This is a genomic window from Stenotrophomonas sp. 78350_Sma, assembly GCF_056482105.1.
Map to the genome: position 1 here is coordinate 2,109,266 of NZ_CM151182.1, position 21,520 is coordinate 2,130,785.

The window sequence follows — 21,520 nt, forward strand, 5'->3', positions numbered from 1 at the left end:
GCAGCCGGGCCTGGGCCCGGCGCTACAGGAACCAGATGCCGGGCCATGCCCGGCGACGGGGCATTCCTGCTTGAGCAGCTGCACCAGCTGGCGCAGCCGATACGGCTTGGGCAGGAACTCCACCTGTTCGGGCAGCGGCGGCAGCTGCGAACGGGCATAGCCGGATGACAGGATCATCCGTGCCTGCGGCTGTTCGCGTGCCACATGCTCGCTCAGCTCGATGCCGGACATGCCGTTGGGCATGCTGACGTCGCTGAACACCACGTCGAAACGTGCCTCCCCCTTCAGCAGGGCGGCGGCCTCATGCGCATCGGCGGTCGTGGCCACGTCGATGCCAAGGTCGCGCAGGGCCAGGCCGATCATTTCACGCAGATCGGTCTGGTCTTCCACCATCAGTACGCGGATCGGGTCATCGGTCATGGGCAGGGTCCTCCATTGCGGGTAGCAGCAGGCTGACCGTGGTGCCGACACCGGGCGTGGTGGACACGTCGACGAAGCCGCCGCTCTGGGTAGTGAATCCGAACACCTGGCTCAGGCCCAGGCCGCTGCCTTTGCCGATGTCCTTGGTGGTGAAGAAGGGCTCGGTGGCCCGCTCGGCGATGTCGGCCGCCATTCCGTGGCCCTCATCGCAGACGCTGAGCGTGACATAGCCACGTTGCAGGGTGGAGTCCGCATCCGGGTCGAGGCGATGCTCCAATGCGGTGCCGATCAGGATGCGCCCACCTTCGAGGGTAGCGTCAGCGGCATTGGCGACCAGGTTGGCCAGTGCGGTCTGCAACTGCATCGCATCAGTGTTCACCCGGGGCAGGCCGGGTGTGAGCCGTACCTCCAGCAGCACCGCAGGTGGGCAGGCACGCTGCAGGTCCGGCAGCCCTTGCCGTACCAGCGCATTGATGTCCAGCGGCTCGCGGATCAGGGTCTGGCCGGTGCTGAAGGCCAGCAGCTGGCGGGTGAGCAGTGCGCCGCGGTCGGTGGCCGCCTGCGCGGCATCCAGCAGCTCGGCGGCGCGCGCATCGTCACCGTTCACGCGCAGCGAAAGCAGGTCCAGGGCATTGCCGATGGTGGTCAGCAGGTTGTTGAACTCGTGGGAAAGGCCGCGGCTGAGACGGCCGACGGTCTCGAACTGCTGGGTATTGCGCAGCGCACGCTGGGCATCACGCAGCAGTCGCTGTGCCTGCCACTGCTCGGTGATGTCGCGGGTGATCTTGACGAAGCCGAGCAGCTCGCCTGCCTCGACGACCGGCTCGATGACCACGCTGGCACGGAACGAGGAGCCATCGCGGCGTACCCGCCAGCCCTCACTGGCAACGTGGCCATGCTGCGCCGCCAGGCGGAGCAGGCGCTGTGGTTCACCGGCGTCGCGGTCGTTGGCCAGGTAGAAGCGGCTGAAGTGCGTTCCTACCACTTCATCGGCTGAATAGCCCTTGATGCGTTCGGCACCCGGGTTCCAGCTGCAGACCACGCCTTCCGGATCAAGCAGGTACAGCGCATGGTCGCGCACGCTGTCGATCAGCAGTCGCAGTTGTCGGGAAGGGTCCGTCAGCACGGACGTCGTAGAAGCGGCTGCGTCCACGTGGAAATGAGCATTACCCCTGGGAGGGACGTGAAGCTAGGCAGTGCAGTGTGAAGAGTGTGTGGAGGCGTGACACGTGCCATTTGTCCTGTGCGGCTGAATACGACACGGAGTACCATCACCGACCCTTTGTCTTCTGGAACCGACCTGCATGCGTCCTGGTGCGACCACGCGTGACCGCTGGATCTGGATGACTTCCGCCGTGCTGCTGGCGGCAACCATCGCCCTGGAACTGGTGGTTCCACTGGGCTATGCCGTGTGGCTGGCCTATTTCCTGGCCGTGGGCGTCACGGTGTTCCAGCGCAGCGCACGCGCGCCGTTCATCGTGGCCGTGCTCGCCTGCGTCCTGCTGGTCATCGGGTTCAACATCGCCCCGGCCAGCTCCAATTCGGCGTTCTCGGTCGTCAACCGAAGCATCGGCGGTGGTGCGTTCCTGATGATCGCGCTGATCGTTTCCCGTGCGATCCAGGCACGCCGGGATGCAATGCGGGCGTTGTGGCTGCAGGAGGCCGAGAACGCGGTGGCGATGAGCCTGCGCGGCGACCTCGGTCCGGAGCAGATTGCCGAGGCGGCAGCCACCAGCCTGGGCGCGCAACTGGGAGCCGACGTCGGCGCCGTATACCGGCTGGACGGAGGGCGGTTGCAGCTGACCGGTGGCCTGGCGTTGCCGTCCGGCATGCCGGCGTCGCTGGCGTTGCAGGAGGGCGTGGCCGGGCAGGTGGCGCGGGACGAGCACATCCGCCACCTGCAGGGGGGCGACGACGCTGTACTTGAACTGCAGACCAGCCTGGGGCGGCTGCCGGTGCGCGAGCGCATCCTGGCGCCGATCAGCAGTGATGGCACCGTGGTCGGCATCATCGAGCTGGGACGCGCCCGGATGGGTGGGCAGCGCGATCTGGATCGCGAGCTGCTGGAGCGCTGCGCCGAGACGATCGGCATGGCGCTGCGGGCCTCGCTGCTGCGCGCGCAGCTGGTCGTGCTGCTGGAAGAGTCGCAGCGCCAGGGCGAGGAGCTCCAGGCGCAGCAGGAAGAGCTGCGCGTGGCCAACGAGGAGCTGGAAGAGCAGAGCCGAAGCCTGCTGCAGTCGCAAAGCCATCTGGAAGAACAGCAGGCCGAACTGGAACAGAGCAACGTCCAGCTGGAAGAGCGCACCCACGAGCTGGAGGCGCAGAAGCAGGCGCTGCTGGTCGCACAGTCACAGCTGGTGCGCAACAGCAACGAGCTGGCGGCTACGTCGCGCTACAAGTCCGAATTCCTGGCCAACATGTCGCACGAGCTGCGCACGCCGCTGAACAGTTCGCTGATCCTGGCCAAGCTGCTGGCCGACAACAAGGACGGCACGCTCACCGGAGAGCAGGTGAAGTATGCGCGTGCGATCCTGTCGTCCAACAATGACCTGCTGGCGCTGATCAACGACATCCTCGACCTGTCCCGCATCGAGGCCGGCCACGTCGAGCTGGCCGACGAAGTGGTGGTGGTGGACAGCGTGCTGCAGCGCCTGCGCGAGACGTTCGAGCCGATGGCGCGGCAGAAGGGCCTGTCCCTGCAGATCGAGGCCGACGCATTGGCGCCAAGCCAGTTGATGGCCGACAGCCAGCGCCTGCAGCAGATCCTGAAGAATCTGCTGGCCAACGCCCTGAAGTTCACTGAGCACGGCAGGGTCGGCCTGCAGGTACGCGCGGGTGGCAATGGCCGCGTCCGGTTCGAGGTCAGCGACAGTGGCATCGGCATCGCGCGGGAGCAGCTGCAGGTCATCTTCGAGGCGTTCCGCCAGGCCGATGGCAGTACCCGCCGTCGCTATGGCGGCACCGGCCTGGGCCTGTCGATCTCGCGGGACCTGGCCGAGCGCATGGGTGGCAGCATCCAGGTCGACAGCGAACCGGGCCGAGGCAGCTGCTTCATCCTGGAACTGCCGTTGCAGGGCGCCCCGGTATCGGTGCCCGGCGACACCCTCGTTGCCGCATCTCCGTCGCCGCAGCCTGCGGTAGCGGTGGTCGATGCACGCAGCACGACCGCACCTGTGGTTGCGCCAACATCGGTGTCTGGCGCCGCCAGCGTGGCCGACGATCGTGGCCGCCGCCAGCGTGCCGGCCGCCTGATCCTGGCGGTGGAGGACGACGCCACCTTTGCCGAAGCCCTGGTGGCACTGGCCCATGAGCTGGACTTCGACTGCGTGGTGGCCGGTACGGCCGAAGAGGCCCTGGCTCTGGCCAGCGAACTGCGACCGAACGGCATCCTGCTGGATATCGGCCTGCCGGATGTGTCCGGCCTGAGCGTGCTGGAACGCCTGAAGCGCAACCCCGATACCCGCCACATTCCGGTGCACGTGGTCTCGGCGATGGACCGAAGCCAGGTCGCGCGCGAACTCGGTGCGATTGGTTTTGCGATCAAGCCGACCACGCGCGAACGCCTGGTGTCGGCCATCGAGCAGCTGGAGCAGACCAGCCAGCGCGATATGCGGCGCCTGCTGATCGTCGAGGACGACAACGAGCTGCGCCACAACCTGGAACTGCTGCTGGGTCGCGAGCAGTTGCAGATTGTCGCGGTGGGTACCCTGGCCGGTGCGCTGGAGCAGCTCAGCACGGTCACCTTCGACTGCATGGTGATGGACCTGTCGCTGCCCGACGGCAGCGGCTACGACCTGCTCGAGCACATGGCCGGCAACGACGATGTCGGCTTCCCGCCGGTGATCGTCTACACCGGCCGCGCGCTCAGCCGCGAGGAAGAACAGCGCCTGCGCCGCTACTCGAAGAGCATCATCATCAAGGGCGCGCGTTCGCCCGAACGCCTGCTCGACGAAGTGACCCTGTTCCTGCACAGCGTGGAGGCCAGCCTGCCGAGTGACCAGCAGCGCCTGCTGCGCGAAGCACGCCGCCGCGACACCGTGCTCGATGGCCGTACCGTGCTGCTGGCCGAAGACGATGTGCGCAACATCTTCGCGTTGTCCAGTGTGCTCGAGCCGCTGGGGGTGACGCTGGAGATCGCACGCAACGGCCAGGAAGCGGTGGACCGGCTGGCCGAGCGTGAGGTTGACCTGGTGCTGATGGACATCATGATGCCGGAGAAGGACGGGCTGGCCGCGATGCGCGAGATCCGCGCGCAGCGACACCTGCAGGACCTGCCGATCATCGCGCTGACCGCCAAGGCCATGCCGGACGATCGCGAGCGCTGCCTGCAGGCCGGCGCCAACGATTACATCGCCAAACCAATCGACGTCGACAAGCTGGTCTCGTTGTGCCGGGTCTGGTGCTCGCGGCAATGAACGAACAGGCCCTGTTCGACCTGGAGCTGAAGGTCCTGCTCGAGGCGCTTTACCAGCGCTACCACTATGATTTCCGCAGCTACGCGGTATCGTCGCTGCGCCGGCGCATGCGCCAGGCCATGCAGCGTTACGAATGTGAGCGCCTGTCTGACCTGCAGCACCGTCTGCTGCACGAGCCGGAACTGTTTGCCCAGGCCATGCAGTTCTTTACCGTGCAGGTCTCGGAAATGTTCCGTGACCCGGCCTATTTCCGTGAGCTGCGCGAGCAGGTGGTACCGGTACTGCGCACCTATCCCTCGGTGAAGCTGTGGGTCGCCGGCTGCAGCACCGGTGAAGAAGTGTGGTCGCTGGCGATCCTGCTGCACGAGGAAGGCCTGCTCGAGCGCAGCATCGTCTACGCCACCGACATCAACCCGTCGGCGTTGGCCACGGCCGAGGCGGGCGCCTATGGCATCGACCGGATGGCCCAGTTCAGCCGCAACTACCTGGCCGCCGGTGGCACCGCGTCGTTGTCCGACTACTACGCCACCGCCTATGACGGCGCGGTGTTCGATCGCCAGCTGCGCCGCAACGTGGTGTTCGCCGATCACAGCCTGGCCACCGATACCGTGTTCTCCGAAGTGCACCTGGTGTCGTGCCGCAACGTGCTGATCTATTTCAACCGCGACCTGCAGGACCGCGCCGTCGGCCTGTTCCGCGAGGCGCTGGTGCACCGTGGCTTCCTCGGCCTGGGCAGCAAGGAGTCGCTGCAGTTCGGGCGTCACCATGATGCCTTCGAGGTTTGTTCGCGCGAGCACCGCTTGTACCGGAAGGTGGCCTGATGGTGGTGCCGGCGCGTCCCGCGCTGCTGGTGATCGGTGCGTCGGCGGGTGGGGTCGCGGCGCTGCAGGCCGTGCTGGGTGCGTTGCCAGCGGGGCTGTCGGCGCCGGTGCTCGCCGTGCTGCACCTGCCGCGTGACCGCACCAGCCGCATCGCCGAGGTGCTGGCGCCGTACTGCGCGTTGCCGGTGCGCGAGGCCGAGGACAAGCAGCCACTGCAGCCCGGTACGGTGACGTTCGCGCCACCGGACTACCACCTGCTGGTGGAAGACACCGGGTCGCTGGCGTTGCCTGTGGATGCGCCGGTTCTGTTCTCGCGGCCGGCCATCGACCCGTTGTTTGAATCCGCCGCCGCGGTGTTCGGTCGGCAGTTGCTTGCACTGCTGCTGACCGGTGCCAGCAGCGATGGCAGCGAAGGTGTCGCCGCGGTGCGTGCTGCCGGTGGCCGCGCCTGGCTGCAATGTCCCGAGGAAGCCGAAGCGTCGATGATGCCGGCTTCTGCCCTGCAGTACGCCGGAGCCGATGCCGTGCTGCCTCTTGAAATGATGTGTCGCCGCCTGAAGGAGTTGTTTGCATGAACCTGCTGCCACCGGACCCTGCGAACTCGCAGACCCCGGTCAACCTGCTGATCGTCGACGACGTGCCGCAGAACCTGGTAGCCATGCAGGCATTGCTGCAGCGCGAAGGGGTCAACCTGCTGCTGGCTGCCTCGGGTGCGCAGGCACTGGAGCTGCTGCTGGAGCACGAAGTGGCGCTGGCCCTGCTCGACGTGCACATGCCGGAGATCGATGGCTTCACCCTGGCCGAGTTGATGCGCGGTTCGCATCGCAGCCGCGACGTGCCGATCATCTTCCTGACCGCCTCGCCTGACGATCCGCTGCGCGTCTTCAAGGGCTACGAAAGCGGCGCGGTGGATTTCCTGCACAAGCCGGTGGCGCCACAGGTGATCCTGAGCAAGGTCAATGTCTTCATCGAGCTGTACCAGCAGCGGCAGTTGCTGAAGGCGCGCAACGAGGCACTGGAGCGCGCGCTGAAGCTCAACGAGACGATGGCGGCGGTGCTGACCCACGATCTGCGCACGCCGCTGTCGGCGATCCTGCTGTGCACCGACAAGCTGGCGCTGGAGCTTCCGGAAGGCAACGCAGGCGCGCAGCAGACCCTTCAGTACCTGGAAGCCAGCACCCTGCGGATGGCGCGGATGGTCGAGCAGCTGCTGGATTTCTCGCGGATCCGCAGCGGTGGCCTGAGGCTGGAGGCAGGTGCCTGCGATCTGGCCGACGTGACCCGCGCGGTAGTAGCCGAAGCGGGCAGCGCGCATGGAATGGACCGGATCCGCCTGGACACGCAGGGAGACACGCGGCTGCAGGGCGATCTGGATCGCCTTGGCCAGGTCGCCGCCAACCTGGTCGGCAACGCGCTGACCCATGGCAGCGAGGCGAGGGTGGAGGTGGATGGGCGCGACCCGCGCAGCGTGCTGCTGCGGGTCAGCAACGCCGGCCGGATCGATGACGCGCTGCTGCCGCGACTGTTCGAACCCTTCAAGGCCAGCTTCCACCAGAGCAAGGGCCTGGGCCTTGGCCTGTACATCGTCGATCAGTTCGTCCGCGCGCACGGCGGTCGCATCGCGGCCCGCAACGACGCGGGCCAGGTGGTGTTCGAGGCAGTGTTGCCACGGCGCTGGGACGCAGCGGTCGTGGCGGCAACCTGAACTCTTCAGCCAATGTCCCGGCGAACTGAGACGGGCTCTTCCGCAACTGCTACCGTGGGTGCACATCCTGTCAAGGAAGCACCATGCCATTGCGTGCCATCGCCTACGTCAGCCGGGCGCTGCCGGACCTTTCCGCCGAGCGCCTGCATCGGCTGGTCGAGGACGCGGCACGTTTCAACAAGCTGGCAGGGGTGACCGGCGTGCTGCTGCATGACGACGAGCGTTTCCTGCAGTACATCGAGGGCCCACCGGACGGCATCGATTCGGTCTACGAGCGCATCCTGCAGGCAGGAAGCCACATCGACATCATCGAACTGGGACGCGGCCGCCTGGGCCAGCGCCAGTTTCCCTATTGGGCGATGCGTTCGCTGCCGGTCGACGCGGCGATGCTGCGCCAGCTTTCTTCCAGTGACTGGTCCGGGTTCACCCGGACCCTGCGGGGCGACCGCTCGGCACCGACGCCGGTGGACCTGCTCGATCAGGTGGTGCAGCCGGCGCTGCACGCTGGCTGAAGGTCTGCGCCGGATTCAGCGCGAAGTACCACCGCAGTAGGCTGCATGTAGCGCCTGCAGCACGCCCAGCGCCGGCCCTTCAACGACCCGGTAGTGGATCGCCTGTGCTGCGCGCCGGGTCGCCACGATATCCAGTCCGCGCAGTACTGCCAGGTGCTGTGACAACGCCGATGCGCTCAGGCCGGTCAGTGCCTGCAGTTCCGGGACCGATGCCTCACCTTCGACCAGGCGGCACAGCACCCGCAGCCGGGCCGGGTGGGCCAGGCTTTTGAGCAGCGTGGCGGCCTGCGAAGCGTGTTCGGCCATCGCGGCGCTGTCGAGCTGGGTCCGGGCCATGGTTGACCAGTTTGTTTAGGATGATCTAATTTAGAGTAATCTAAATAAACGGGCAATCCCATGCACGGCAGCGAAGAGGGCGGGGCATGAACGTGCCATGGAGTGCGGTGGCCGGTGGTGCGTTGATCGGCGCTGCTGCGGTGCTGTTGCTCGCCACCCTCGGGCGCGTGGCAGGCATCAGCGGTATCGCCGCGGGCAGCCTGCGCGCAGCCAAGGGCGAGCGTGGCTGGCGCTGGGCCTTCCTGGCCGGCCTGCTCGCATCGGCGGGGTTGGTGTTGTGGTGGCAATCGGTGCCCGGGGCGTCGCCACGCGCGCTGCTGCGTGACGTGTTGCCGGCGTGGCAGCTGATCGGTGCCGGCCTGCTGGTCGGCTTCGGTACGCGGCTGGGCAATGGCTGTACCAGCGGTCACGGCGTCTGCGGCATGGCCCGCGGTTCGAAGCGATCGCTGACGGCCGTGCTGGTGTTCATGGCATGCGCGATGCTGACCACCTACCTGGTCCGTCATGGCGGAGGCCTGGCATGAGCCGCGTAGTCTGGGCCGCCGGCGCGGCGGGCGCATTGTTTGGCATGGGGTTGGCGCTTTCGGGAATGACCGACGCGCGCCGTGTCCTCGGCTTCCTCGACATCACCGGTGACTTCGATCCCACGCTGATGTGGGTGCTGGGCTCGGCGCTGCTGGTCAGTGCGTTCGGGCAGCGATGGGTGTTGCGGCGCGTGCGGCCGTGGTTTTCGCTCCACTTCCAGCTTCCTGCTGCCCGCAGTGTCGATACTCGTCTGCTGCTGGGTGCCGCGCTGTTCGGCATCGGCTGGGGCTGGGCGGGCTATTGCCCGGGCCCGGCCATCGCCGGGCTGGCAGTAGCGTCGCGCGAGGCCCTGTGGTTCGTGCCGTCGATGCTTGCAGGATTCTGGCTGCACGATCGCTTCGTCCGTTGAGGCTTCACCCCTGTGTCACCGGGCTTGGGGTCCTATGCCTGGATCACGGGGAAAAGGAGTGCAACGTCATGGCACGGACGAAGTGGATGGAAAGGGGCATGCTGGCGGTCGCGCTGGCCGCAACCGTGGCACCGGTACTGGCCTGCACCCGCGCGGTATACCTGGGCGACAACGGTGATGTGATCACCGCGCGCTCGATGGACTGGAAGGTCGATGTGGCGACCAACCTCTACGTGCTGCCGCGCGGCATCGCGCGCACCGGCCAGGCCGGGCCGAAGTCGCTGGCCTGGACGGCACGCTACGGTTCGGTGGTGGCCACCGGCTACGACGTATCGACCACCGATGGCATGAACGAAAAGGGCCTGGTGGCCAACCTGCTGTGGCTGGTCGAGTCTGAGTATCCGCAGCAGCGTGGCAACAAGCCGGGCCTGGCGATTTCGCTGTGGGCACAGTACGTGCTGGACAACTTCGCTACGGTGGAGGAGGCAGTGGCAGCGCTGAAGCGGGAGCCGTACTCCATCGTCACCGACAAGGTGCCCGGCGAGGATCGGCAGGCGACACTGCATCTGTCGTTGTCCGATGCCAGCGGCGACAGCGCCATCGTCGAGTACATCGGCGGTCGCCAGGTGATCCACCATGACCGGCGCTACCAGGTAATGACCAACTCGCCGATCTTCGAGCAGCAGCTGGCGCTCAACAGCTACTGGCAGCAGATCGGCGGCACGGTGATGCTGCCCGGCACCAACCGATCCGCGGACCGTTTCGCGCGCGCCTCGTTCTACATCAACGCCATTCCCAAGGCGGAAGACCCGGTGGTGGCGCTGGCCAGTGTGTTCAGCGTGATCCGCAACACCTCGGTGCCGTATGGCATCACCACGCCGGGCGAACCGAACATTTCATCCACGCGCTGGCGCACCGTGGCTGACCACAAGCGGCGCCTGTACTTCTTCGAATCGGCGCTGACCCCGAACACGTTCTGGGTCGACCTGAACAAGGTTGATTTCGCCGGCAAGGTGCTCAAGCTCGACCTCGGCAAGGACCAGCGCAATACCTTCGCCGGCGATGCGCTGAGCCAGTTCGTGCCCAGCGCGCCGTTCACCTTCCTCGGCGTCGACGGTTAGTTCGACGCTTGGCTGGAGGCCGGGTAGACGGCCTGGATCGTGCAGTTGCCGCGGGTGTACTGCGGCAGCGGCGCGATTCCGTCATGGCGCAGGTCGCCTGCTTCGAACCCGGCGGTCGTGATCCGGTCGCCGGGATTGCCGCAGATCAGGCCATTCTGCAGGCCGGAGTGGAAGCTGAGCTGTGGCGCACGATCGAGCTGACGACAATGGCTGCCGAGTTCCACGCGATAGTAACGATGGCCGCCATTGCGGCGCGGATTGGTCTCCACCAGCATGCCCTGCGCGTCGGACGACCAGGCGCGCACGTTGCGGGTCGCGAAGCAGTACGAGGGCGAGCCGCCGAAGCTGCGGCGCACCTCCCTGCGTTCACGGATGGTCATGGCGGGGAGGGTGGCCGTGCGCAGGCGGTCGCTGTCGCGGGCGACGCTGGCGTAGTCACGATCCTGCAGCGGGGTGACCGCGCTGATGGCGCATCGGCGGCCGTCGACCACGACGCGTTCGCTGGGGCGGCCGCAGGCCCAGCCGGAGGGGGCTTCCAGTTTCAGCGAGGTGGCACCGCGGACGCCGGGACAATCTTCGTTGAAGTCGATCCGATAGGCCTGGCCGGAGGCGGCACGCAGTGCGATCGAGCGTAGTGATGCCTGCTCCACTTCCTGTACGCCGACAGCGTCCATGCAGTGCGGAGCCGGGGGCGTTCGCTCCTGTGCGAAGGCCGAAGCGGCGAGCATCAGGCTGAGGCTGGTGGCGAACACCAGGGAGACCTGCTGATGGGTCATGTCCTGCACTCCCTGCGTTGGATGACGGATCGACTATAGCAACGGTTTGCACGGCCGTTGTTACACGCGCACACTTCACGGATGGGCGCCATCCTCCACCTGCGGCACTATGGTCAGGCCACCGGCCTTGACCGCCATGACTACGCGCAGTGGGTGCTGCCGCTGCAGGGTGAACTGCAGTTCGAGATGGAAGGTCGTGGCGGTCGGCTGGACCTGCTGCAGGGGGCGTTCGTTGCCGCAGGCGAAGCGCATGACCAGATGGCTGATGGTCCCAATGGATTCGTGATCGTTGATTGTCCTCCGGGCGTGCTCGATGACGGCACGCAGGAGCATCTGTGCCGCCAACGCTGGCTTCACCTGCCATTGGCTGTGCGCCAGCGCCTTGCCAGCGTGCAGGCAGGGCAGCCGATGCCGGCGCTGCTGCCGCAGTTGCTGCAGGTATTTGCACCTGCTGGCAGTGGCGCGCGCATGCAGGGCCTGTGTGCGGCGGCCCAGGCCGACCCCGGGCAGGCGTGGCCGGTGGCGCGCATGGCTGCGTTCGTCGGGGTCAGCGAGAGCCGGTTGCACGCGCTGTTCCAGCAGGAGTTCGGGCTCAGCCCGCAGGCCTGGCTCAGTGCGTGCCGCCTGCGCTGGGCCAAGCATCAGCTGCGTGCCAGTACCGCGCCGATCAGCGAAATCGCACTGTGTGCAGGCTACTCCGAGCAGAGCGCACTGACCCGTGCGCTGCGCCGCGAGTGCGGCCAGACCCCGGCCGCCTGGCGCCGGGGCGCCGGACTGTAGCCTCGAGCCATGCTCGACCCTACAAACGCGACGGGGCAGTAGCCTCGGTCAAGAACGACCTACCGGTCACCGCGTACACTGCGCGGCCTCTTCTCCCCCCGAAGAACCCGAATGCGCAACAACCCGATGGCCCTGGGCATCGCCAATGGCGTGGCCGCTGGCGCGCTGTGGGGCGTGGTTTTCCTCGCGCCCGCCGTGCTGCAGTCGTTCAACGCCCTGCAACTGTCGGCCGGCCGCTATCTGGTCTACGGCCTGATCGCCGTGGCCCTGCTGCTGCCGCGCTGGAAGCGGCTGGCACCGCGGCTGGGCCGCGCCGAATGGATCGGCCTGCTGTGGCTGAGCCTGGCCGGGAACCTGGTGTATTTCCTGCTGCTGGCGACGGCGGTGCAGTGGGCCGGCGGGGCGGCGGCGTCCTTGATTGTCGGCCTGATTCCGGTGGTGGTCACCCTGGTTGGCGTGCGCGAGCAGGGAGCTGTACCACTGAAGCAGCTGCTGCCGGCACTCGGCCTGTGCGTGCTGGGCGTAGCACTGGTTGGCTGGGAAGCACTGATGTCCGAGCATCTGGCAACCCCGTGGCGGCAGCGCCTGATCGGCCTGCTGTGCGCGTTCGGCGCGCTGTTCTCGTGGGCGTTGTACTCGATCGGCAACAGCCGCTGGCTGGCACGCCGACCGGATCTGTCCAGCCACGACTGGTCGCTGCTCACCGGCGTTACGACTGGCGGCCTGGCCCTGCTGCTGGTGCCGATGGCCTTCATCGGCCACGCCGGCGGGCACACGGCGGCGCAGTGGAGTGGTTTCTGGGCGATCAGCGCCGGTGTGGCGGTGGTGGCCTCGATCCTCGGCAACGCATTCTGGAACCGCGCCAGCCGCCTGCTGCCGCTGACCCTGACCGGCCAGATGATCGTGTTCGAGACGCTGTTCGCGCTGGCGTATGCCTTCGCCTGGCAGCAGCGCTGGCCCTCGCTGCTGGAAGCACTGGCGATCGTGTTCCTGGTGGCCGGCGTGATGCTGTGCGCGCATGCCCACCGCACGCCGCGGGCGATCGCCGAACATGCCGGCTGAATGCGCGCGTCAAGCGTGCTGATGCCGCCTTGGTCTCAGATGCAACCAAATGCCGGCACGTTGACCGATGATCGCGGCAATGGTTTTTTGCATCGCAGCACTTGACAGCGGACCGGCGCACAGTGTTTTCTGTGCGTCATGGTTCTTGATGCCGCCCACGCCAGCCTGATCGCCCCCGCCACTGCGGGTCGTTCGACTGCGCCGGTCGCCACCACCACCATTACCACCACCGTCACCACTGCCCTGGTGCGGCCCGTCGTCTTCGTGTAACTCCCGAAAACCACGGCCCCGCACCATACAGGTGGCGGGGAAACTCGACACCTGCATGCGACGGGGCCTCCTACCGAGGTCTGCATGTCTTCCCACGCCCCCGCTCATCCCGTTGTCTCGGCCGACCTGGCTGCACCGTCCACTGTCGTGCACAAGTTCGGCGGCACCTCGGTGGCCGATGCCGAACGCTACCGCCATGTTGCCGGCCTGCTGCTGGCCCGTCCCGAATCGCTGCAGGTCACTGTCGTCTCGGCGATGAAGGGCGTCACCGACGCCTTGATTGAACTGGCGCAGCTGGCGGCCAAGGGCGACGAGCGTTGGCGCGAGGCCTGGCATGCGCTGCGCGCGCGCCATCGTGGCGCTGCCGTGGCCCTGCTGGGCGAGCAGGTGGGCGAGACCGTGGAGTGGATCGACGCCCGCTTCGAGCAGCTGGCCGAAGTGCTGGCGGCGCTGGTGGTGATCGGTGAGCTGCCGCGCGAGGTCCTGGATCGTGTGCAGGGGCTGGGCGAAGTGTTCTCCGCGCAGCTGCTTGGCACCCACCTGCGTGCATTGGGCGAAGACTGTGCGGTGCTCGATGCGCGTGATGTGCTGGTGGTCGGGCACGGTGAACTCGGCGTGGATGTCGACTGGGAAACCAGTGCCGACCGCCTGGCCAAGTGGCGCCTGCAGCACCCGCAATCGCGCCTGGTTGCCACCGGGTTCGTCGCGCGTGATCGCGATGACCGCATCACCACGCTCGGCCGCAACGGCAGCGACTACTCCGGCGCGATCTTCGCCGCGCTGTTCAACGCCGATGAGCTGCACATCTGGACCGACGTCGACGGCGTGCTGTCGGCCGACCCGCGGCTGGTGCCCGAAGCGGTGCAGCTGGAATCGCTCAGCTACGACGAGGCCTGCGAACTGGCCTACTTTGGGGCCAAGGTGGTGCACCCGCAGACGATGTCGCCGGCGATCCGCCTGGGCCTGCCGATCTTCATCCGCAACACGTTCCAACCGGCGCATCCGGGTACGCGTATCAGTGCCGAGCGCTCGCCGCGCGGGCCGGTGAAGGGCCTGACCCTGAGCCCAGGGCTGGCCCTGCTGAACCTGGAAGGCACCGGTCTGATCGGTGTACCCGGTACGGCCGAACGCGTGTTCGCGGCGCTGCGCCAGGCGCAGGTGTCGGTCGTGATGATCTCGCAGGGGTCGTCGGAGCATTCGATCTGCTGCGTGGTGCGTGCTGCCGAAGCGGCGCGTGGCCGTGAGGCGCTGCTGCACGCGTTCGCGCATGAACTGTCGGTCGGGCAGGTGCAGCGCGTGCAGGTCAGTGAGGGCGTCAGCGTCCTGGCGGCGGTCGGTGACGGCATGGCCGGGCAGCCGGGTGTGGCCGCGCGCCTGTTCGAGGCACTGGGGCGTGCGCAGGTGAACATCCTGGCGATCGCGCAGGGCTCGTCGGAGCGCAATATCTCGGTGGCGGTGGACAGTACCGATGCCACCCGCGCATTGCGTGCCGCACATGCCGGCTTCTGGCTGTCGCCGCAGACGTTTGCAGTGGGCGTGATCGGGCCGGGCAATGTCGGTGCGGCACTGCTGGACCAGCTGCTGGCGGCGCGCCCGCAGCTGCTGGCCAAGGCCAATGTGGATCTGCGCCTGCGTGCGCTGGCCTCGCGTTCGCGCATGCGGCTGGAAGTGGACGGTCTGCACGCCGATTGGCGGGAGGCACTGCAGGAAGCGGGCGAATCCAGCGACCTGGATCGCTTCACCGAACACCTGCTGGCCGCGCACCTGCCGCATGCGGTGGTGATCGACTGCAGCGGCAGCGCCGACGTGGCCGAGCGCTATGAGGGCTGGCTGGCCGCCGGCATCCACGTAGTCACCCCGAACAAACAGGCCGGTGCCGGGCCGCTGCCGCGTTACCAGCGCATCCGTGCTGCTGCGGCCGCCAGTGGTGCGCGCTTCCGCTACGAGGCCACGGTGGGCGCGGGCCTGCCGGTGATCACCACGCTGCGTGATCTGGTGGATACGGGCGACGAGGTGCTGGCGATCGAAGGCATCTTCTCCGGCACGCTGGCCTGGCTGTTCAACCGCTTCGACGGCAGCCAGCCGTTCTCTTCGCTGGTCGCGCAGGCGCGTTCGATGGGTTACACCGAGCCGGACCCGCGCGATGACCTGTCCGGCGTGGACGTGGCACGCAAGCTGGTGATCCTGGCCCGCGAGGCCGGCCATACGCTCAGTCTGGAGCAGGTGCAGGTGGAAAGCCTGGTGCCGGCACTGCTGCGCGAGGGCAGCGTGGAGGACTTCATGGCGCGATTGGGTGAGTCCGATGCCAGCCTGCTGCAGCGGCTGCACGATGCGCGGGCGCACGGGGCCGTGCTGCGCTATGTGGCGCGGCTTGGCGCCGATGGTGCTTCGGTGGGTCTACAGGAGCTGCCGGCCGATCACGCCTTCGCCAACCTGCGGCTGACCGACAACGTGGTGCAGTTCCGTACCCGCCGCTACTGCGACAACCCGTTGGTGGTGCAGGGGCCGGGCGCCGGCCCGGAAGTGACCGCGGCCGGTGTGTTCGCCGACCTGCTGCGGGTGGCCGCCGGTGAAGGAGCGCGCCTGTGATCGCACGTGCGTTTGCGCCTGCGTCGGTGGCCAACGTGGCGGTGGGCTTCGACATCCTCGGCCATGCCATTGCCGGTGTTGGCGATAGCGTGAGCGTGCGCCGCATCGAGGAACCGGTGGTGCGCATCGAGGCGATCCGTGGCAGTGCGGTCGAGCTGCCGTTGGATGCGGCCGGGAACACCGCGGGCGCTGCGCTGATGTCACTGCGCGAAGGCCTCGGCCTGGAGTTCGGCTTTGAGGTCGAGATCGACAAAGGCATTCCGTTCGGCTCCGGCATGGGTGGCTCTGCAGCGTCATGCGTCGCGGCGCTGGTGGCCGCCAACGCGCTGCTGGATGTGCCGCTGTCGCGCGAGGCGCTTTACCCGTTCGCGCTGGATGGCGAAGCAGTGGCCAGCGGTGGCCGCCACGGTGACAACGTGGGGCCACTGTTGCTGGGCGGTCTTGCGTTGTGCACGGCCGATCGCCTGCTGCCGATCCCGGTGCCCGCGACCTGGCACAGCCTGCTGGTGCATCCGCATGCGGTGCTGGAAACACGTCGCGCGCGCCAGGCGCTGCAGGGCAGCTATGCATTGGGTGAGTTCGTGGCGCAGAGCGCGAACCTGGCGCTGGTACTCAGTGGCTGCCATCGCAGTGATGCGGCACTGGTGCGGGCGGGACTGCGCGATGTGCTGGTGGAACCACGACGGGCCGGCCTGATCGCGGGTTTCGTGGCAGCCCGCGATGCGGCACTGTCGGCGAATGCGATGGGCGCAGGCATCTCCGGTGCCGGTCCCAGCGTGTTCGCCTGGTTCGAGGATGCCGACCAGGCCCACGCTGCCGTGGCGCCGGTGCGGGCCGCCTTTGCGGGTGCCGGCTTTGACAGCGATGCCTGGGTCTCGCCGCTGGACGCGCCGGGAGCCCGGCTGTGCTGAATCCTTCCCCTTTACTGGATACCCAACCCATGCAATTTGTTTCGACCCGCGGCCAGTCTCCGGCCGTTGGCCTCAGTGCGGCCATCGCCGCAGGACTGGCGCCCGATGGAGGGCTGTATGTGCCCGAGGTGCTGCCGGCGCCGCGTGAGCTGCAGGCCGGTGCGACGCTGGCCGATACCGCCACCGACCTGCTGGCTCCGTTCTTTGCCGGCGACGCGCTGGAGTCTGTGTTGCCGTCGATCTGCGGTGACGCGTTCGATTTCCCCGTGCCGCTGCGCCCGCTCGGCGATGGCGACCATGTGCTGGAGCTGTTCCATGGGCCGACGGCCGCATTCAAGGATATCGGTGCGCGCTTCCTTGCCGGTGCGCTGTCGCGGCTGCAGGCTGGCCAGGGTCGCGACCTGACGATCGTCGTCGCCACCTCCGGCGATACCGGTGCCGCGGTGGCGGCGGCGTTCCATCGCCAGCCCGGCGTGCGCGTGGTGGTGCTGTATCCGGATGGCCGCGTGTCACCGCGCCAGGCACACCAGCTCGGCTGCTTCGGTGACAACATCCAGGCGCTGCGCGTGGCCGGTGCATTCGACGACTGCCAGGCCATGGTCAAGCAGGCGCTGGCCGACCGTGACCTGCAGGCGCAGGTGCCGCTGAGCTCGGCCAACAGCATCAGCCTGGGCCGCCTGCTGCCGCAGATGAGCTACTACGCGCATGCGGCACTGACCCATCATGCTGAAACCCGCCGCCGGCTCAACCTGGTGGTGCCGACCGGCAACCTCGGCAACGCAATGGCTGCGGTGCTGGCGCGTGCGCTGGGTGTGCCGATCGGGCAGATTGTGCTGGCGACCAATGCAAACGCCGTGTTGCCGGCCTACTTCAATGGCGCTGATTACCAACCGCAGGCCAGCGTGGCCACCGTGGCCAATGCCATGGACGTGGGTGCGCCGAGCAACTTCGAGCGCCTGCGCTGGCTCTACCAGGGCGATGACGCAGAGCTGCGTGCAGCCTTCCGCGCGTTCGCGGTGGATGACGTGACCATCCGCGCGACGATTGCGGCGGCGCACGCCAGCAATGGTGAGCTGTTCTGCCCGCATACGGCGACAGCGGTGAAGGTGCTGCAGGACCTGCGTGCGCGCGGCGCCGAGGGCGACTGGGCGGTGGTGGCTACGGCGCATCCGGCCAAGTTCGAAGCTGTGGTCGAGCCGTTGATTGGTGGCGTGGTCACGGTGCCCCCGGCGTTGGACGCGCTGTTGCAGCGGCCTGCGCACGCGGAACCGTTGGCGGCCGATTACGCGGCGTTGCGCGAGGTGTTGTTGCGCTGATCGGGGATGTCTGGGGTTGCCGGCCAGCGGCCGGCACTACCGGATGGAGACAACCTGGGTTGGGCACGACCGGATGGAGGCAACACGGGTTGGGCACGACCAGATGGATGGAGCACGGGTAGTGCCGGCCGCTGGCCGGCAACCCAACCAACCGCGATGCGGTCAGATCAACCCTTCGCCGGCCAGCATGCGCAGCCCGTCCTCGTCGAGGATCTCCACTACGTTCAGGTGGGGCAGGGCAATCAGCCCCTGCTGGCGCAGCTTGGTGAAGGTGCGGCTGACCGTTTCCATGGTCAGGCCCAGATGATCGGCGATGTCGCCACGACCCATCGGCAGCGACACGCGCAGGCCGTCGCCGCCCAGCTTGGCCTCGCGTGCGGCCAGGCGCAGCAGGAAATCGGCCAGCTTCTCGGCCGGCTGCAGGCGAGCCAGGGCCAGCGCGGCGTCCTGTGCGGCATCCAGCTCCTGGCAGGCGCGCTGCAGCAGCTTGCGCTCCAGGTGCGGGAAGCGGCTGCGCAGTGCCTTCATCTGCGGCAATGCGACGCGGCAGACGCGGCTGTCGGCGATGGCCTCGATGTCGTAGCGATGGTGGTCGCTGCCGCTCAGGCCCAGGTAGTCGCCGGGCAGCACGAAGCCGTTGATCTGGCGGCGGCCGTCAGCCAAGGTGCGCACCAGGCGCAGTGCGCCGCCGGTCAATGTATAGACATGGTCGCGCTCTTCGCCGGTGCGGGCCAGCGTGCTGCCCATGCTGACCTGCTGCGAGACGGTGACCTGCTCCAGCGCCTGCACTTCATCGGGCGACAGCGCCGAGCACACCGCAAGGTGGCGAACCGAGCAGTGCAGGCAGTCCAGCGTGGTGCAGGACGGCGAGGCGGGATCGTTGGTGGCGGGCGGAGCGCCGGAAGGCCGTGACATGTTGCGGGGGCGTATCGCGGGCGGGGAGGGCCTTATGATACTTCAAGCGGCCGTTCGACCCTGCCCGAGGCGGGGGCGCTAGAATGTCGCCCCCTCCCACGTCCCGTTCCAGCAGGAGTTCCGCCCGTGATCAAGCCCCGTACCCCGCCCGGCACCCTTGAACTGCTGCCGCGCGAGCAGATTGCGTTCCAGCGCATGCTGGACGTCATCCGCCGCAACTACGAGCGCTTCGGGTTCCTGCCAGTGGAGACGCCGGTGTTCGAGCTGTCCGACGTGCTGCTGACCAAGTCCGGCGGTGAGACCGAGCGCCAGGTGTATTTCGTGCAGTCCACCGGTGCGCTGGCCAACGCCGCCGAATCGGGTGACCGTTCGCTGCCGGAAATGGCGCTGCGCTTCGACCTGACTGTGCCGCTGGCGCGCTACGTGGCCGAGCACGAACACGAACTGACCTTCCCGTTCCGCCGTTACCAGATGCAGCGCGTCTACCGCGGTGAGCGCGCCCAGCGCGGGCGCTTCCGCGAGTTCTACCAGTGCGACATCGACGTGATCGGCAAGGACAGCCTGAGCGTGCGATACGACGCCGAAGTGCTGGCGGTCATCCACGCCGTGTTCTCGGAACTGCGCATTGGTGACTTCAGCATCCAGCTGAACAACCGCAAGCTGATGCGCGGTTTCTTCGAAAGCCTGGGCGTGGCCGAGGGCGAGCGCCAGCTGGCCGTTCTGCGCGAAGTAGACAAGCTGGACAAGCGCGGTGCTGACTACGTGCGCGAGACGCTGGTGGGCGAGGGCTTCGACATCCCGGCCGGGCAGGTCGAGAAGATCCTGGCATTCGTGGCCGTGCGTTCGCAGGGCCATGCCGATGCGCTGGCGCAGCTGGCCACGCTTGAAGCCGATGCCGGTTCTTCGGAGATCCTGCGTACCGGTGTTGCTGAACTGCGCGAAGTGCTGCAGCTGGTGCAGGCGCTGGGCGTGCCGGAAACCGCGTACTGCCTGAACTTCTCCATTGCGCGCGGCCTGGACTATTACACCGGCACCGTCTACGAGACCACGCTGACCGACCACCCGCAGATCGGCTCGATCTGCTCGGGCGGCCGCTACGAAGACCTGGCCAGCCACTACAGCAAGTCGAAGCTGCCGGGCGTGGGCATCTCCATCGGCCTGTCGCGCCTGTTCTGGCAGTTGCGCGAGGCGGGCCTGATCGACGGTATCGAAGCCAGCAGCGTGCAGGCGCTGGTGGCGCTGATGGACGAGCAGGGCATGCCGCAGTCGCTGGACATCGCCCGTCGACTGCGCGTCGGTGGCATCAACACCGAAGTGCAGATGGAGCCGAAGAAGATCGGCAAGCAGTTCCAGTACGCTGCCAAGGCCGGGATCCGCTTCGTGGTGCTGGCGGGTGAGGACGAACTGGCGCGCGGCGTGGTGGCGGTGAAGGACCTGCTGCGAGAGCAGCAGTTCGAAGTCTCCCGCGACGAGCTGGCCAGCACCCTGCAGGTGGAGCTGGAGCAGTCCAAGGCAATGGCGTGATGCGGGCCGCCGCAGGAGCGCTGTGCGTGCTCCTGCTGGCGGGCTGCCAGAGCGACCCGGCGCTGCACAGTGCACGGATAGGGCCGGCACAGTACCGGCTGCAGGTCGATCGCTGCCACGTGATCGACCGCGCGCAGCTGGAGGGCGACCTGCAGGCCTTGGCCTCGCGCACGTGTCCGACGGGCGCAGGGGCGTTGCAGAACATCCAGTCCCTGCCGAGCCGGCAGGGCAGCCTGTTCGGCGAATGCCTGCGGCGCGGGGCGCTGCAGGCCGAGGTGCGCTGCGCGCCCTGAGTCGGGCCAGGTTGTTGATTTGAAAGCAGAACGCCCGCCCTTTGGTGGGCGTTCTGCGTTTCAGGGCAACAGCAGTCGAGCATGGCTCGACTCTACAGAAGCCGGTTTCAATCAGTTTCCTGACGAGATCCAGCAGGCCGCAGCCAACTGTCTAAGGCGAGGAGGGTCCGGTGGCAGGGGTGTGAGCGGCATGGGCCCGAGGCATGCCTCGGGCGGTTGGGCAGGATGCCCAGCCCCGGTCTTGCCGTGTGCGCAGGACAGCGCACACGAGCAAGCCGCGACCAAGCCCCCATGGATGGGTTTACGGCGTCCCCTGCCACCGGACCCTCCTCGCCAACGCTCAGGAAATCAGCATTTGCTTTTGCTCTGGCTCTTGGCGGGTGCAGGGCAGCAGCCCTGCCGCACCTCAACCCTCGATTTGACGCACTGCGCAAGAATGCGCTAATGTACTAACGCGCTATTACATTGATGCATGGAAACGACCCCTTGAAAGCCCGCCCCGAAATTGCCGCCAAGGACCCGAAGGCCGACCTGGAAGCCCTGGCCCGGGCCTTTGCTGCCCTGCGCGAACCGGAGCAGGTCGAGGCCTTCCTGCGCGACCTGTGCACGCCGGCCGAACTGGAAGCCATGGCCGATCGCTGGAAGGTGGTGCCGCTGCTGCAGCAGGGCGTGCCTTACCGCGAGATCCACGAGCGCACCGGGGTCAGCGTGACCACCACCGGGCGGGTGGCACGCACGCTCGAGCATGGCCATCGAGGCTATGCCGCCGCCATCGACCGCCTTGCTTCGCGCTGATCCGCGCCCCGTTCCGAACTTCGAG

Annotated in this window: 21 protein-coding genes and 1 pseudogene; 16 read left to right on the forward strand and 6 right to left on the reverse strand. The window is 67.5% G+C overall.

Going from position 1 to position 21,520, the window contains the following annotated elements; genetic code table 11:
* Positions 1–69: 69 nt before the first annotated feature.
* Together ACZK4H_RS09880 and ACZK4H_RS09885 are read right to left on the reverse strand one after the other, a co-directional pair.
* Positions 70–420: pseudogene (locus ACZK4H_RS09880) on the reverse strand (response regulator); the annotation flags it as partial.
* Positions 410–1,573: a two-component system sensor histidine kinase NtrB gene (locus tag ACZK4H_RS09885; RefSeq protein WP_428843490.1), complete on the reverse strand. Its 1,164-nt coding sequence runs from the start codon at positions 1,571–1,573 to the stop codon at positions 410–412. The gene ACZK4H_RS09885 and the pseudogene ACZK4H_RS09880, both read right to left, overlap by 11 nt.
* A 151-nt stretch (positions 1,574–1,724) precedes the next feature.
* Between ACZK4H_RS09885 and ACZK4H_RS09890 the strand changes: the two genes are divergently transcribed.
* From ACZK4H_RS09890 to ACZK4H_RS09910, 5 genes are all read left to right on the forward strand, one after another.
* Entirely contained in the window at positions 1,725–4,835 is a 3,111-nt protein-coding gene (locus ACZK4H_RS09890; RefSeq protein ID WP_099552862.1) for a response regulator, read from the forward strand.
* Positions 4,832–5,656, forward strand: coding sequence for a CheR family methyltransferase (locus tag ACZK4H_RS09895; RefSeq protein ID WP_099552861.1), 825 nt, complete (start codon positions 4,832–4,834; stop codon positions 5,654–5,656). The genes ACZK4H_RS09890 and ACZK4H_RS09895 overlap by 4 nt, the downstream gene beginning before the upstream one ends.
* Positions 5,656–6,231, forward strand: a complete 576-nt coding sequence (locus tag ACZK4H_RS09900) for a chemotaxis protein CheB (RefSeq protein WP_478473081.1) — start codon at positions 5,656–5,658, stop codon at positions 6,229–6,231. Before ACZK4H_RS09895 ends, ACZK4H_RS09900 begins: the two co-directional genes overlap by 1 nt.
* Positions 6,228–7,361, forward strand: coding sequence for a hybrid sensor histidine kinase/response regulator (locus tag ACZK4H_RS09905; RefSeq protein ID WP_099552859.1), 1,134 nt, complete (start codon positions 6,228–6,230; stop codon positions 7,359–7,361). The genes ACZK4H_RS09900 and ACZK4H_RS09905 overlap by 4 nt, the downstream gene beginning before the upstream one ends.
* 83 nt (positions 7,362–7,444) lie before the next feature.
* Complete coding sequence (locus tag ACZK4H_RS09910; protein WP_099552858.1) at positions 7,445–7,873, forward strand: BLUF domain-containing protein; 429 nt, start codon at positions 7,445–7,447, stop codon at positions 7,871–7,873.
* A 15-nt stretch (positions 7,874–7,888) separates the two neighbouring features.
* Here ACZK4H_RS09910 and ACZK4H_RS09915 read toward each other — a convergent pair whose 3' ends face one another.
* Positions 7,889–8,209, reverse strand: coding sequence for an ArsR/SmtB family transcription factor (locus tag ACZK4H_RS09915; protein ID WP_099552857.1), 321 nt, complete (start codon positions 8,207–8,209; stop codon positions 7,889–7,891).
* A gap of 86 nt (positions 8,210–8,295) precedes the next feature.
* On the opposite strand from ACZK4H_RS09915, the gene ACZK4H_RS09920 reads away from it, so the two are divergent.
* The 3 genes from ACZK4H_RS09920 to ACZK4H_RS09930 all read left to right on the forward strand — a co-directional run bounded on the left by ACZK4H_RS09920 (position 8,296) and on the right by ACZK4H_RS09930 (position 10,264).
* The gene (locus tag ACZK4H_RS09920) at positions 8,296–8,733 is read left to right on the forward strand and encodes a YeeE/YedE family protein (protein ID WP_099552856.1); all 438 of its coding nucleotides are present in this window, start codon (positions 8,296–8,298) and stop codon (positions 8,731–8,733) included.
* The gene (locus tag ACZK4H_RS09925) at positions 8,730–9,143 is read left to right on the forward strand and encodes a DUF6691 family protein (RefSeq protein WP_099552855.1); all 414 of its coding nucleotides are present in this window, start codon (positions 8,730–8,732) and stop codon (positions 9,141–9,143) included. Before ACZK4H_RS09920 ends, ACZK4H_RS09925 begins: the two co-directional genes overlap by 4 nt.
* Before the next feature lie 68 nt (positions 9,144–9,211).
* Positions 9,212–10,264 (forward strand): linear amide C-N hydrolase, encoded by a 1,053-nt coding sequence (locus ACZK4H_RS09930; protein WP_099552854.1) that lies wholly within the window; start codon positions 9,212–9,214, stop codon positions 10,262–10,264.
* On the opposite strand, the gene ACZK4H_RS09935 is transcribed toward ACZK4H_RS09930, so the two are convergent.
* Positions 10,261–11,040, reverse strand: a complete 780-nt coding sequence (locus ACZK4H_RS09935; RefSeq protein WP_099552853.1) for a DUF6491 family protein — start codon at positions 11,038–11,040, stop codon at positions 10,261–10,263. The two genes, ACZK4H_RS09930 and ACZK4H_RS09935, sit on opposite strands and share 4 nt — an antisense overlap.
* 81 nt (positions 11,041–11,121) lie before the next feature.
* Between ACZK4H_RS09935 and ACZK4H_RS09940 the strand changes: the two genes are divergently transcribed.
* A complete protein-coding gene (locus tag ACZK4H_RS09940; protein ID WP_099552852.1) occupies positions 11,122–11,820 on the forward strand; it encodes a helix-turn-helix domain-containing protein in 699 nt (232 codons plus the stop codon).
* A 111-nt stretch (positions 11,821–11,931) separates the two neighbouring features.
* Positions 11,932–12,882, forward strand: a complete 951-nt coding sequence (locus tag ACZK4H_RS09945; protein WP_099552851.1) for a DMT family transporter — start codon at positions 11,932–11,934, stop codon at positions 12,880–12,882.
* Positions 12,883–12,891: 9 nt separating this feature from the next.
* On the opposite strand, the gene ACZK4H_RS09950 is transcribed toward ACZK4H_RS09945, so the two are convergent.
* Complete coding sequence (locus ACZK4H_RS09950; RefSeq protein ID WP_164145908.1) at positions 12,892–13,209, reverse strand: hypothetical protein; 318 nt, start codon at positions 13,207–13,209, stop codon at positions 12,892–12,894.
* A 27-nt stretch (positions 13,210–13,236) separates the two neighbouring features.
* Between ACZK4H_RS09950 and thrA the strand changes: the two genes are divergently transcribed.
* The 3 genes from thrA to thrC are packed head-to-tail and all read left to right on the forward strand — an operon-like array spanning position 13,237 to position 17,968.
* A complete protein-coding gene (gene thrA, locus ACZK4H_RS09955; protein WP_099552850.1) occupies positions 13,237–15,741 on the forward strand; it encodes a bifunctional aspartate kinase/homoserine dehydrogenase I in 2,505 nt (834 codons plus the stop codon).
* Entirely contained in the window at positions 15,738–16,652 is a 915-nt protein-coding gene (locus ACZK4H_RS09960) for a homoserine kinase (protein ID WP_099552849.1), read from the forward strand. The genes thrA and ACZK4H_RS09960 overlap by 4 nt, the downstream gene beginning before the upstream one ends.
* Before the next feature lie 29 nt (positions 16,653–16,681).
* The gene (gene thrC, locus ACZK4H_RS09965) at positions 16,682–17,968 is read left to right on the forward strand and encodes a threonine synthase (protein ID WP_099552848.1); all 1,287 of its coding nucleotides are present in this window, start codon (positions 16,682–16,684) and stop codon (positions 17,966–17,968) included.
* Positions 17,969–18,130: 162 nt separating this feature from the next.
* On the opposite strand, the gene ACZK4H_RS09970 is transcribed toward thrC, so the two are convergent.
* Positions 18,131–18,883 carry a Crp/Fnr family transcriptional regulator gene (locus tag ACZK4H_RS09970; RefSeq protein WP_099552847.1) on the reverse strand — a complete coding sequence of 251 codons (753 nt, stop codon included), beginning with the start codon at positions 18,881–18,883 and terminating at the stop codon, positions 18,131–18,133.
* A 126-nt stretch (positions 18,884–19,009) separates the two neighbouring features.
* On the opposite strand from ACZK4H_RS09970, the gene hisS reads away from it, so the two are divergent.
* From hisS to ACZK4H_RS09985, 3 genes are all read left to right on the forward strand, one after another.
* A complete protein-coding gene (gene hisS / locus ACZK4H_RS09975; RefSeq protein ID WP_099552846.1) occupies positions 19,010–20,407 on the forward strand; it encodes a histidine--tRNA ligase in 1,398 nt (465 codons plus the stop codon).
* A 26-nt stretch (positions 20,408–20,433) separates the two neighbouring features.
* Positions 20,434–20,700, forward strand: a complete 267-nt coding sequence (locus ACZK4H_RS09980; RefSeq protein WP_239503749.1) for a hypothetical protein — start codon at positions 20,434–20,436, stop codon at positions 20,698–20,700.
* A 486-nt stretch (positions 20,701–21,186) separates the two neighbouring features.
* The gene (locus tag ACZK4H_RS09985; RefSeq protein WP_005416326.1) at positions 21,187–21,495 is read left to right on the forward strand and encodes a YerC/YecD family TrpR-related protein; all 309 of its coding nucleotides are present in this window, start codon (positions 21,187–21,189) and stop codon (positions 21,493–21,495) included.
* Positions 21,496–21,520: the final 25 nt, after the last annotated feature.